This window comes from Reyranella sp., from assembly GCF_052439685.1.
Classification (GTDB): Bacteria; Pseudomonadota; Alphaproteobacteria; order Reyranellales; family Reyranellaceae; genus Reyranella.
On record NZ_JBQVQG010000034.1, the window covers coordinates 42,424 to 54,846 of the forward strand.

A 12,423-nucleotide genomic window follows, 5' to 3' on the forward strand; every position below is an offset into this window, starting at 1 on the left:
TCGATGGAACCGACCGCGCTCTACCAGCAGGTCGAGGACTATATCGTGCGCCACATCCAGGACGGCTCGTGGCCGCCCGGCCACCGCCTGCCCTCGGAGCACGAGCTTGTGGGCCGCTTCGGCATGTCGCGCATGACCGTCAACCGGGCGCTCCGGGACCTCGTCCAGCAGGGCCGGATCGTGCGCGTCGCCGGCGTCGGCAGCTTCGTCGCCGAGGACAAGCCGCAATCGACCCTGCTGCACATCGCCAGCATCGCCCGAGAGGTGCGGCAGCGGGGGCATGACTATCGCTGCGCCCTGCTGTCGGCGGAACGGGTCGCTGCGCCCGGCGACATCGCCGCCTGGCTCGGCCTGCGATCAGGGCAGTCCGTATTCCATTCGGTGTGCCTTCATCTCGAGAACGAGGTCCCGGTTCAGCTCGAGGACCGCTACGTCAATCCGCAGGTCGTCCCTGCCTTCCTCGATCAGGACTTCGGCGACACGCCGCCCGGAGAGTACCTCGTGCAGAACGTGCCGTTCGACGAGATCGAGCACGTCGTCGATGCCGTGCTGCCGACGCCCGAGCAGGCGAACCGGCTGCAGATCGACCCTGTGGAGCCTTGCCTGATGCTGACCCGGCGCACGTGGACGCGCACGACTCCAGTCACGATGGTCCGTTGCCTGCACCCGTCATCGCGCTACAGGCTGGGCTGCCGCTTCGACGCGGTGGGAAATCAGCGATTTGGTTGAAGAGCCTCGGCGGCGGTATACGCCGCCCACGACCGGGACGCCTGTTGCGCCCATAGCGCCCGCTTCATTTCGGCTTCGAGCCGTTGGCGGGCGGCCGTGTCGACCGGCTCGGCCGTGTCTTCGGGAAGAAGATTATCGCGGGGCATATCGGACAAATGCCGGAGCCGCGAAAAAGTTGCATTACATGATCATGTCGTCTTGAGCTTCATCCCCGGCGGCGGCACCGCGGCCTCCGGATCGACGGCGCGGGTCACATAAGCATGGGCCTCGGGCTCGTACTTCGCCCAGAGACGGGCGAGTTCGGCGATCGGCTGGGCGTGATCGTCGACACGCAGATCGACATAGGGAAACGACTCCCGGTCGACCACGACCAGGGCCGCCGAGGTCACCGGCTGGTACTCGCCGCCCGCGGCTTCGCCGGCCGCAAGCGCATCGAGCAGGCGGCGCGCCAGCGGCCGGTCCGGTGCTGCCTCGAAAGCACCGACCATCGCCTGCGGCAATGACACGGAGCGCACGATGTTGGCAATGGACGCGCAATCCTTGCCCTGCGCCTCGCCGCGCTCGGCGCGGACATTGGCGCCCGAATAGACGGCGGTACGGCCGGCGGTGTCGATCAACGCCAGTTGCCGCCAATGCCGATGCGGTGTCGCGGCGACCACGGCCTGCATGGCTTCGGATGCAGAGAAGCCGTGTGCGAGCAGATCGAGGGCGAGCGGCCCCAGCCGTGGATCGGTGCGGTGCTGAGTCAGCGCCGCGCCGATGCCGGCCCGCGCATGCGAACAGCGCGACCCGACCGAGATCGACGAGGTGGTGACGACAGCGCCCAGCATCCCGGTGCGAGCACAGCGTCCGACGAGCGAGAAGGTCATGCGCGGCTCCTGGAGTCTGTCCGTCTTGAACCAACCAAAACAACCTCCTCAGGATGCGGTCCTTGCCGGGCACATGCCACGTTCCATCGCGATCGAGATTACTTCAAAGACCCGGCAGGTTGAGCCCCTTCTCGCGGGCGCAGTCGATGGCGTCCTGGTAGCCGGCATCCGCGTGGCGCATGACGCCGGTCGCCGGGTCGTTCCACAGGACGCGCTCGATGCGCTTGCCCGCTTCCGGCGTGCCGTCGCAGACGATGACCATGCCGGCATGCTGGGAGAAGCCCATGCCGACGCCGCCGCCATGATGCAGCGAGACCCACGTCGCGCCCGAGGCGCAGTTGAGCAGCGCGTTGAGCAGCGGCCAGTCGGACACCGCGTCCGACCCGTCCTTCATGGCCTCGGTCTCGCGGTTGGGGCTCGCCACCGAGCCTGAGTCCAGATGATCCCGGCCGATCACGATCGGCGCCTTGAGTTCACCCTTTGCCACCATCTCGTTGAAGGCGAGGCCGAGGCGATGGCGATCGCCCAGACCGACCCAGCAGATGCGGGCCGGCAGGCCCTGGAACTTGATCTTCTCGCGGGCCATGTCGAGCCAGTTGTGGAGATGCTTGTTGTCCGGCAGCAGCTCCTTCACCTTCGCGTCGGTCCGGTAGATGTCCTCGGGATCGCCCGACAGCGCGGCCCAGCGGAACGGCCCGACGCCGCGGCAGAACAGCGGGCGGATGTACGCCGGCACGAAACCGGGGAAGCTGAAGGCGTCGGCCACGCCTTCCTCCAGCGCCATCTGCCGGATGTTGTTGCCGTAATCGACGGTCGGCACGCCAAGCTTGTGGAACTCCAGCATGGCGCGCACGTGACCGGCCATCGACTGCTTGGCAGCCTTCGCAACGCCCGTCGGATCGCTGGCCCGCTTGGTTTCCCAGTCGGCCAGGGTCCAGCCCTTGGGCAGGTAGCCGTTGACCGGATCGTGGGCCGAGGTCTGGTCGGTCACGCAATCGGGCCGCACGCCGCGCCGCAGCAAGTCGGGAAGCACGTCGGCGGCGTTGCCCAGCAGGCCGACCGAGACCGCCTTCTTCTCCGCCACCGCCTTGGCGATGATCTGCAACGCATCGTCGAGGTCCTTGGCCTGGACGTCGAGATAGCCGGTGCGCAGCCGGAACTCGATGCTGCTGGGACGGCATTCGATGGCGAGGCAAGAGGCGCCGGCCATCGTGGCGGCCAAAGTCTGCGCGCCGCCCATCCCGCCCAGGCCCGCGGTCAGGATCCAGCGACCGGCGAGGCTGCCGCCGTAATGCTGGCGCGCCATCTCGACGAAGGTCTCGTAGGTGCCCTGAACGATGCCCTGGCTGCCGATGTAGATCCACGAGCCGGCCGTCATCTGGCCGTACATCATGAGGCCCTTGCGATCGAGCTCGTTGAAATGCTCCCAGGTCGCCCAGCGCGGCACGAGGTTGGAGTTGGCGATCAGCACGCGCGGCGCATCGGGGTGGGTGCGGAACACGCCGACCGGCTTGCCCGACTGGACCAGCAGCGTCTCGTCGGCTTCGAGCTTGCGCAGCGCCGCCACGATGCGATCGAAGCTCTCCCAGTCGCGCGCGGCGCGGCCGATGCCGCCATAGACGACCAGCTCGCCCGGCTTCTCGGCGACGTCGGGATCGACGTTGTTCATCAGCATGCGCAGCGGCGCCTCGGTCAGCCAGCTCTTGGCCGTGAGCTCCGTGCCGTGTGGAGCCCGGATGGTACGGGCATTGTCGATGCGGTTCATGGTGTCTCCTGAAGGGCGGGCAGGAAGCCGGGGCCGACGGTTGCGACAAGGGTGCCACTGGCGACGAGAGAAGTGGCCTTCTCCATGTCGGGATGGAAATGACGGTCGTCCTCGAGATGCGGCACGTCGCGGCGCAGCAAGGTGCGTACCGCTTCGAGCGGCGGGCTGGAGGCGAGCGGCCGGTGGAAGTCGCAGCCCTGCGCCGCCGCCAGCAGCTCGATGCCGATGACGGACGAGACGTTGGCCGCCATGTCGAGCAGGCGTCGCGCACCGTGCGCGGCCATCGAGACATGGTCTTCCTGGTTGGCCGAGGTTGGGATCGAATCGACGCTGGCGGGATAGGCGCGCTGCTTGTTCTCGGAGACCAACGCCGCCGCCGTCACCTGCGGGATCATGAAGCCCGAGTTGAGGCCCGGCCGCGGCGTCAGGAAGGCCGGCAAGCCCGACAGGGCCGGATCGACCAGCATGGCGATGCGGCGCTCGGCCAGCGAGCCGATCTCGCACAGCGCCAGCGCGATGATGTCGGCGGCGAAGGCCACCGGCTCGGCGTGGAAGTTGCCGCCGGACAGCGCCTCGTCGGGATCGGTGAAGATCAGCGGATTGTCCGTGACGCCGTTGGCTTCGGTCGCCAGCGTCGTCGCCGCCTGGCGCAGGATGTCGAGCACGGCGCCCATGACCTGCGGCTGGCAGCGCAGGCAATAGGGATCCTGCACCCGCTCGTCGCCGACCAGATGCGAGGCGCGGATCGCCGACCCCGCCATCAGACGGCGCAGCGCTTCCGCCGTCGCGATCTGGCCCGCGTGGCGACGTAATAAGTGGATGCGCGGATCGAACGGCGCATCTGAGCCGCGCGCGGCATCGGTCGAGAGGGCGCCGGTCACCAGCGCCGCGCCGTGCAGGTTCTCGGCCTCGAACAGGCCCGCCAGCGCATAGGCGGTCGAGAACTGCGTGCCGTTCAGCAGTGCGAGCCCTTCCTTGGCGCCCAGCACCAGCGGCTTCAGTCCAAGATCACCCAGCGCCTTGGCGGCCGGCACGACTTCGTCCTCGACGATGAACGAGCCGACACCGATCATGGCCGCGCTCATATGGGCGAGCGGCGCCAGATCGCCCGAGGCACCGACCGAGCCCTGGCAGGGCACGACCGGGGTCAGCCCTTCGGCGAGCATCGTCTCGAGCAGCCGCACCGTCGCGGGCTGCACCCCCGACGCGCCCTGCGCCAGGCTGCCGAGCTTCAGCGCCATCATCAGCCGCACCACCGGCACCGGCATCGGTGCGCCGACACCGGCGGCGTGGCTGAGCACGATGTTGCGTTGCAGGGTTTCGAGATCGGCGGCCTCGATGCGGACGCTGGCCAGCTTTCCGAAGCCGGTGTTGATTCCGTAGACCGGCTGCCCCTTGGCGAGGATCGACGACACCGCCTTTGCCGACCTCTCGATGGCCTCATAGGCGGCGGGATCGAGGCTCACCGCTGCGCCGCGATAGATTTCGCGCCAGTTCGAAAGAGGAACCGTTCCCGGTGTGATGACGACCGCCTTCATCTGCCCCTCCACACCCGCGCGTGCAGCGGATTGAAACCCATGCGGTAGACCAGCTCGGCCGGGCGCTCGATGTCCCAGAGGGCGAGATCGCACCATTTGCCCGCTTCGAGCGTGCCGACACTGTCGAGACAGCCCAGCGCCCGCGCCGCCTCGCGCGTGACACCGGCCAGGCACTCGTCGACCGTGAGCCGGAACAGCGTCGCGCCCATGTTCATCGCCAGCAGCAGCGAGGTGAGCGGCGAGGTGCCGGGATTGCTATCGGAGGCGAGGGCGATCCTGACGCCGTGTTGCCGCAGCAAGTCGACGGGCGGCTTGTGCGTCTCGCGCACGAAATAGAAGGCACCCGGCAGCAGCACGGCGACGGTGCCGGCGGCCGCGAGCGCCTTCACACCCGGCTCATCGACATGCTCCAGGTGATCGGCCGACAGCGCGCCGTAGCGCGCCGCGAGGCTTGCCCCGTGCAGGTTGGAGAGTTGCTCGGCATGCAGCTTGACGTGCAGGCCCTTTGACTTGGCCGCCTCGAACACGCGCTCGACCTGTTGCGGCGTGAAGGCGATGCCTTCGCAGAACGCATCGACCGCATCAGCCAGTCCGGCCCTGGCGACGGCCGGCAGCATCTCGTCGCAGACCGTGGCGATGTAGGCATCCTTGTCGCCGTTCGCTTCCGGCGGCAGCGCATGTGCGCCGAGGAACGTCGTCGTCACCGAGAGCGGCCGCACCTCGCCGATGCGGCGCGCGGCCCGCAGAGACTTCAGTTCGCTGGCGAGGTCGAGCCCGTAGCCCGACTTGATCTCCATCGTCGTGACGCCTTCGCCGATCAGCGCATCGACCCGCGGCAGCGCACTGGCGACCAGCGCCTCCTCCGTCGCCGCGCGGGTCGCCCGCATGGTCGAGACGATGCCGCCACCGGCGCGCGCGATTTCCTCATAGCTGGCGCCGGCCAGGCGCAGCTCGAACTCATGCGCGCGGTTGCCGCCATAGACGATGTGGGTGTGGCAATCGACCAGGCCCGGCGTGATCCAGCGGCCGGCGCAATCGATCGTCTCGGCGGCGTCGATCGGCGGCGCATCGGCCGCCGCACCGACAAAGACGATGCGGCCGTCGCGCGCGGCCACGAGCCCATCCTCGACGAGGCCCAGCCCGTTGCCGGCCAGGGTCGCGAGACGTGCGTTCTTCCAGAGGCGGTCACATTGCATGCGGCCTTTATTATGACTATACATAATAATATGTCCAGAACCGCCCTCTGGTTCCGCTCCCTGCTCCTGCCCGACGGCTGGGCCGACGGTGTGCGCCTCGTCATCGTCAACGGCCGGATTGAAACCTTGATGAAGGACGCTCCCGCCGAGGCCGAGGACGAGCGCCACGAGATCGGACTGCCGGGCCTGCCCAACCTGCACAGCCACGCCTTCCAGCGCGGCATGGCGGGCCTCACCGAGCGGCGCGGGCCCGCGCAGGACAGTTTCTGGACATGGCGCGAGGCGATGTATCGCTTCGTCGACCATATGGGGCCCGAGGAAGTCGAGGCGATCGCGGCGCAGACCTTCCTGGAGATGCTCGAAGGCGGTTTCACCCGCGTCGGCGAATTCCACTACGTGCATCACGACGCGAGCGGCGCGCCCTATGCCGACATCGCGGAACTGGCGACGCGCATTGCCGCCGCCGCGGGCGCAACCGGCATCGCGCTGACCCTTCTCCCCGTCTTCTATCGGCATGCCGGATTCGGCGGCCTCCCTGCCGCCCCCGGTCAGCGCCGCTTCGTCAACGACGTCGATCGTTACTCAAAGCTGATCGAGGCCAGTCGCAAGGCGGCGGCCTCCCTGCCGGGTGCGGTCGTCGGCATCGCCCCTCATAGCTTGCGCGCGGCCACGCCCGAACAGATCGCGGCCATCCTGCCACTGGCAGAAGGCGGCCCCGTCCACATCCATGTCGCCGAGCAGACGAAGGAGGTCGAGGATTGTCTCGCCTGGTCGGGCAAGCGACCGGTCGAACTTCTGCTCGACCGTCTGCCGGTCGATGAACGCTGGTGCCTCGTGCATGCGACGCATGTCACCGACGCCGAGACCGATGGAATCGCGGCACGCGGCGCCGTGGTCGGCCTGTGCCCGATCACCGAAGCCAATCTCGGCGACGGTCTCTTTCCCGCCCAATCCTTCCTGGAACGCGGCGGCCGGTTCGGCGTCGGCTCCGATTCCAACGTCCTGATCGACGCCGCCGAGGAACTGCGTCTTCTGGAGTATGGCCAGCGCCTCTCCCTGCGCACACGCAACGCGCTGGCGCGGGCCGCAACACCTTCGGTCGGCCGCAGCCTGTTCGACACGGCCCTGACCGGCGGCGCGCAGGCGCTCGGCGCGCCGCCGGGCATTGCCGTCGGTCACCCGGCCGACCTCGTGAGCCTGAAGGCCGACGACAATGCGCTCGCCCATCGCCACGGCGATCAGTGGCTCGACGCCTGGATCTTCGCTGGCGGGCGCCGGACTATCGACTGTGTCTGGCGGGCCGGCACCAAGCTGGTGAACGATGGCGTCCATATCCATCGTGAGGCGATCGGTCGGCGCTACCGGCAGGCCCTTGAAAAGGTACTGCACCCATCGTGACCGCTGCGCCGACCTCCCTGCACCAGAAAATCCTCGGCGACCTGCAGGGCAAGATCCTGTCGGGCAAGCTGGCGCCGGGCGCACGCATCGCCACCGAGCACGAGCTGGCCGAGACCTACGACTGTTCGCGCATGACGGTGAGCAACGTGCTGGCCAAGCTGGCGCGCGCCGGCCTGGTCGAGCGCCGCCGCAAGGCTGGCACCTTCGTCACGCGGCCGCAATCGCAGGCGGCGGTCCTCGAGATCCACGACATCAAGGCGGAAGTGCTGGCGCTCGGCCAGGCCTATCGCTTCGAACTGGTCTCCCGCGACTCTCGGCGAAGCACCGCAGCAGATCGCGAACGCCTGGGCAGCGGCTCTGCCGGCCGCGTCGTCGAACTCGTCGTCCGCCATTTCGCCGGCGACAGGGTCTTCTGCCTGGAAGAGCGCCTGATCAATACGGAGGCAGTGCCCGCAGCAGCCCAGGAGCGCTTCCATGACATCGCGCCGGGGCGATGGCTGCTCGACAGCGTGCCCTGGACCGCCGCGGAGCACCGCATCGGCGCCAGCAGCGCCGGCACGGAGCGCGCTGCACTCCTGTCGGTGCCCGCGACGACGGCCTGCCTGATCGTCGAACGCCGCACCTGGCGGGCCGCTTTGCCCGTCACCCATGTCCGGCTCACCTATCCCGGCGATTCGCACCAGCTGGTCGCGCGTTTCACGCCTACGTCCGTCTAACGCCGGCGGGAAATGGCCCGTATCCTGCTCCGGCGGCGCCAGGGAGCGTGACATATGTCAAAAAGCGGTTGGCAGGTCGGGATCGACATCGGGGGAACCTTCACCGATCTGGTGGCTCTGCTGCCGTCGACCGGCGACGTGCGCTCGATCAAGGTTCCGACCCAGCGCAACGATCCCGTCGCCAGCATCCGCGCCGCCCTTGCGGCGGCCCACCTGTCCGCCGAGCGCGTGGACGATCTCGTCCATGGCACCACACTGGTCACCAATGCGATCGTCGAGGACCGGGTCGAACCCGTCGCCCTGGTGGCGACCGCGGGCTTCGAGGATGTGCTCGATATCGGCCGCGCCGGCCGCCAGCATCTCTATCGGCTCGACCTGCTGCCGCGACGCGAGGCGCAGGTGCCGCCCGAGCACCGCATCGCGCTGGCCGAGCGCGTCGATTTTACCGGTGCTGCCGTCCTGACGCCCGATACCGCCGCGATCGAAGAGGTGGTGATGCAGGCAAAGGCGATGGGCGTCGAGAGCATCGCGGTGTCGCTGCTCCACGCCTATGCCAATGCCGACCATGAACGCTCGGTCGGAGCGGCCCTGGCCAAGGCCTTTCCGTTCGTCTCCCTCTCCCACGAGGTCAATCCGGAGACGCGCGAGTTCGAGCGCACGGCGACCACGGTCCTCAACGCCTCCGTCATGCCGATCGCGGCGCGCTATCTCGATCGCCTGCAACGCGAAGTGAAAGGCGCCCGCCTCCACGTCATGCATTCGGCAGGCGGCATGGCCTCGCCCGAGGCCGCAGCGAAGCGGCCGCTGTCGATGGCGCTGTCCGGTCCGGCCGCCGGTATCTCGGCGGCAGCCAGCGTCGCGGCGTCGCTCGACCTGGAGAAGGTGCTGACCTTCGACATGGGCGGCACGACGACCGATGTCTGCCTGATCCTCGGCGGCACGGCTGAGATCTCGACCGATTCCAAGCTCGCGGGACGGCCGGTGCGGCAGCCGATGGTCGCCGTCGAATCGATCGGCGCGGGCGGCGGCTCGCTGGTGACCTTGGGGACCGGCGGCCTGTCGATCGGTCCGCAGAGCGCGGGCGCGGAGCCAGGCCCCGCCGCCTATGGGCGTGGCGGCACGCTGCCGACCGTTACCGACGCCAATGCGGTCCTCGGCTATCTCGATCCGACGAAGCGCCTGGGCGGCGCCATCTCGCTCGACGTCGCCGCGGCCGAAGCCGCCCTCGCGCCCCTGGCCGCCCGTCTCGGCGTCGGCATTGTCGAGCTGGCGCTCGGCGTGCAGAGGGTCGCCAACGCCGCCATGGTACGGGCGCTGGCACGCGTTACCGTGGAGCGTGGTGTCGATGGACGCCAATGTACGCTGCTTGCTTTTGGTGGCGCCGGCCCGATGCATGCCGCACGGCTGGCGCGCGAGTTCGGCATCGCCGAGATCGTCGTGCCGCGCTTCTCCTCCGGCTTCTCCGCGCTGGGCTGCATCGTGGCCGACATGAGCTACACGCAGCAGCAGGCGGTACGGCTGCTCAGCGCACAGTGGGATGCCGCCCGTTTCGCCACGCTGCACGATGGCATGCTCGCAACGCTGACGGCGCCGCTGCACAGCCATGGGCATGGTGCAGACGAGATCACCGTCGAACGCACCGCCCTCGTCCGCTATGTCGGCCAGAGCTATGCCGTCGAGGTCCCTTTCAGCCCACCGCTCGATCTCGAACGGCTGGGCGACGACTTCCGCAAACGCCATCACGAAATCTACGGCTACGCGACCGACGAGCATTGGGAAATGCAGAGCCTTCGCATGCGCGCCCTGGTGGCGCGACGCACCACGTTCGGGCCGCTCGGTGTCGCCAGTGAGAGCGCAGTTCCGACCTCCGTGACTCCGTGCTGGTTCGAGCCCACGGCGCCGCATCCCACACCGCGCTACGATCGCGACCGGCTGCCGGCTGGTGCGCGCATCGCCGGTCCGGCGATCGTCGAGGACGCCTGGTCGACCATCGTGGTGCCGCCCGGCTACACGCTGAGCTCGGATGCGATGGGTCATCTCTGGATTCGCGAGGATGCACGATGAGGAACAGCGTCGATCCGTTCACCGTCGAGGTGATCCGTCATGCCCTGACGGCGGCGGCGGAAGAGATGTCGTTCGTGGTCATGCGCTCGGCCCGCTCGCCGCTGCTGCGCGAGGCGGGCGATCTGTCGTCCGCGCTCACCGACCACAAGGGCGACCTGATCGCCCAGGGCCGCGACATCCCGATCCATCTCGGCGTCATGAGCTTCACCGTGAAGAAGTTCCTGGAGCGCGTTCCGGCCGAGCGTTTGAAGCCGGGCGACGTCTGGTTTCTCAACCTGCCCGAGGTTGGCGGCAATCATCTGCCCGACGTGAAGGCGATCCGGCCGATCTTCCTCGAAGGTCGCCTGTTCGCCTTTGCCGTCAGTCTCGCCCATTGGGGCGATATCGGCGGCGCCTGGGCCGGCAGCTATTTCGCCGCCGCCACCGAGACCTGGCAGGAGGGCGTGCGCATCCCGCCGCTGCGCCTGTTCACCGCCGACGGCATCGACGAGGAGAAGCGCGACTTCCTGCTGGCCAACCTGCGCGGGCCCGCCGAACGCGAAGGCGACCTGATGGCCCAGATGGCCTCGACCCGCGCCGCCGAAGGCCGGCTGCTGCGGCTGGGCGAGGAGCATGGCGCGGCCACCCTGCGCGCCGCGCTCGACCGGCTCGACGATCTCTCGGAGGCGCAGATGCGCGAGGCGATCGCCGGCCTGCCCGACGGCGTCTACGAGGGCGAGGACTTTCTCGACGACGATGGACCGGGCGGCCGGCCCGCAGCCATTCGCGTGCGCGTGGAGATCGCGGGCGACACTGCAAAGTTCGATTTCTCCGGCACCGACGACGCCGTCGCCGGCCCCCTCAACACCACGCCTTTCGTGGCGATGGCCGCAGTCTACTACGCCATCAAGGCGGTGGCCGGACCGGAGATCCAGCCCAATGGCGGCTGCTATCGCCCGCTGGAGATCCGCACGCGGCCTGGCTCGATCCTGGAACCCGGCATCGACAGGCCGGTGGTCGGCGGCAACCACGAGACCTCGCAGCGCGCGGTCGACGCCATCATGCGCGCCTTCGAGAAGGCGGTGCCCGAGCGCCTCACGGCCGGCGGCTCGACCACCGCAGGCCTCCTGATCTTCGGCGGCACGCGGCGTGACGGCGCCATCGGCACCTTCTATGAAACGCATGGCGGTGGCGAAGGCGCGCGCGCGGACCGCGACGGCGCCCCGGTCGTGCGTGTCCATCTGACCAACACGATGAACACGCCGGCCGAGATCGTCGAGGCGGAGTACATGATCCGGGTCGACGAACAGAAGCTGCGGCGGAGCTCCGGCGGCACGGGCCGCCATCGCGGCGGCGACGGCATGCGCCGCGCCTATACCGTCATGGCCGACGGGCTCTCACTCACCACCATGTTCGAACGCAGGGTGATCGCCCCCTATGGGCTGCAGGGCGGCGCCGACGGCGCGCCGTTCCGGGTGACCCTGCATCGCGCCGCGGGCGGCAGCCGCGAACTGTCGGGCAAGGAGAACCTGACGTTGGCAAAGGGCGATCGCGTCGTCATGGAGACATCGGGCGGCGGCGGCTACGGCGTGGCAGAACAAGGGAGATCGTCATGAGTCCTGCATCGAACGAGCCGTTGCTGCGCCGCGCCGGCGCCTGCCCCGTCTCGCGCATCTCGCCGGGCGACACCAACAAGTTCGTGATGCTGGTCGATCCGCTGCGGGACAAAACGCCGTTCGTCTCGGCCGTCGAGATCTTCGACGTTGGTGGCAAGACACCGCCGCATCACCACGCGCAGGCGCATGAGATGTTCTATGTGCTGAACGGCAACGGCCGTGCCCATTGCGGCGGCAAGACCTACGAGATCGCCCAGGGCGACTCGCTGGTGCTGCCGCCCGGCCTCGAACACGTGATCGAGAACACCGGAGAGGAACGACTCTATTGCCTCACCGTGATGGTACCCAACGAAGGCTTCGCCGAGATGATCCGCGACGGCCAGCCGATGACTCTCGACCAGGCCGACCGCGCCATCGTGATCGGCGCCTCGGACTCTTAGAGTCCTCCCGTCTCAAATTTACCTGGCAACCGCACCACCTCATCCTTGTAAGTCGGCGTCTGCCGGATCGGCTAGACTAGCCGGCGCGGTGGCGGCGGGTAGACCGACTTATC

Annotated in this window: 10 protein-coding genes; 6 read left to right on the forward strand and 4 right to left on the reverse strand. The window is 68.5% G+C overall.

The genetic code is table 11. From position 1 onward, the window contains the following. The first annotated feature begins 3 nt into the window (after window positions 1-3). Window positions 4-729: a histidine utilization repressor gene (hutC, locus tag ACT6UX_RS26850; RefSeq protein WP_444778223.1), complete on the forward strand. Its 726-nt coding sequence runs from the start codon at window positions 4-6 to the stop codon at window positions 727-729. A gap of 188 nt (window positions 730-917) precedes the next feature. On the opposite strand, the gene ACT6UX_RS26855 is transcribed toward hutC (ACT6UX_RS26850), so the two are convergent. The 4 genes from ACT6UX_RS26855 to hutI all read right to left on the reverse strand — a co-directional run bounded on the left by ACT6UX_RS26855 (window position 918) and on the right by hutI (window position 6,097). Continuing rightward, window positions 918-1,598, reverse strand: a complete 681-nt coding sequence (locus ACT6UX_RS26855; protein ID WP_444778224.1) for a DUF1028 domain-containing protein — start codon at window positions 1,596-1,598, stop codon at window positions 918-920. Between the two features lie 103 nt (window positions 1,599-1,701). Beyond that, window positions 1,702-3,363 (reverse strand): urocanate hydratase, encoded by a 1,662-nt coding sequence (hutU, locus tag ACT6UX_RS26860; RefSeq protein WP_444778225.1) that lies wholly within the window; start codon window positions 3,361-3,363, stop codon window positions 1,702-1,704. Beyond that, window positions 3,360-4,901: a histidine ammonia-lyase gene (gene hutH / locus ACT6UX_RS26865; protein WP_444778226.1), complete on the reverse strand. Its 1,542-nt coding sequence runs from the start codon at window positions 4,899-4,901 to the stop codon at window positions 3,360-3,362. Before hutH ends, hutU begins: the two co-directional genes overlap by 4 nt. Continuing rightward, on the reverse strand, window positions 4,898-6,097 hold the full coding sequence (gene hutI / locus ACT6UX_RS26870; protein ID WP_444778227.1) for an imidazolonepropionase: 1,200 nt from the start codon (window positions 6,095-6,097) through the stop codon (window positions 4,898-4,900). Before hutI ends, hutH begins: the two co-directional genes overlap by 4 nt. Window positions 6,098-6,127: 30 nt before the next feature. On the opposite strand from hutI, the gene ACT6UX_RS26875 reads away from it, so the two are divergent. From ACT6UX_RS26875 to ACT6UX_RS26895, 5 genes are read left to right on the forward strand one after another with little or no spacing between them, the layout of a single operon-like run. Continuing rightward, window positions 6,128-7,495 carry a formimidoylglutamate deiminase gene (locus tag ACT6UX_RS26875; RefSeq protein WP_444778228.1) on the forward strand — a complete coding sequence of 456 codons (1,368 nt, stop codon included), beginning with the start codon at window positions 6,128-6,130 and terminating at the stop codon, window positions 7,493-7,495. Next, window positions 7,489-8,211 carry a histidine utilization repressor gene (hutC, locus tag ACT6UX_RS26880; protein WP_444778232.1) on the forward strand — a complete coding sequence of 241 codons (723 nt, stop codon included), beginning with the start codon at window positions 7,489-7,491 and terminating at the stop codon, window positions 8,209-8,211. The genes ACT6UX_RS26875 and hutC (ACT6UX_RS26880) overlap by 7 nt, the downstream gene beginning before the upstream one ends. 54 nt (window positions 8,212-8,265) lie before the next feature. After that, the gene (locus tag ACT6UX_RS26885; RefSeq protein ID WP_444778229.1) at window positions 8,266-10,275 is read left to right on the forward strand and encodes a hydantoinase/oxoprolinase family protein; all 2,010 of its coding nucleotides are present in this window, start codon (window positions 8,266-8,268) and stop codon (window positions 10,273-10,275) included. Beyond that, the gene (locus tag ACT6UX_RS26890; protein ID WP_444778230.1) at window positions 10,272-11,870 is read left to right on the forward strand and encodes a hydantoinase B/oxoprolinase family protein; all 1,599 of its coding nucleotides are present in this window, start codon (window positions 10,272-10,274) and stop codon (window positions 11,868-11,870) included. The genes ACT6UX_RS26885 and ACT6UX_RS26890 overlap by 4 nt, the downstream gene beginning before the upstream one ends. Further along, window positions 11,867-12,310, forward strand: a complete 444-nt coding sequence (locus ACT6UX_RS26895) for a cupin domain-containing protein (protein ID WP_444778231.1) — start codon at window positions 11,867-11,869, stop codon at window positions 12,308-12,310. The genes ACT6UX_RS26890 and ACT6UX_RS26895 overlap by 4 nt, the downstream gene beginning before the upstream one ends. Window positions 12,311-12,423 lie beyond the last annotated feature (113 nt).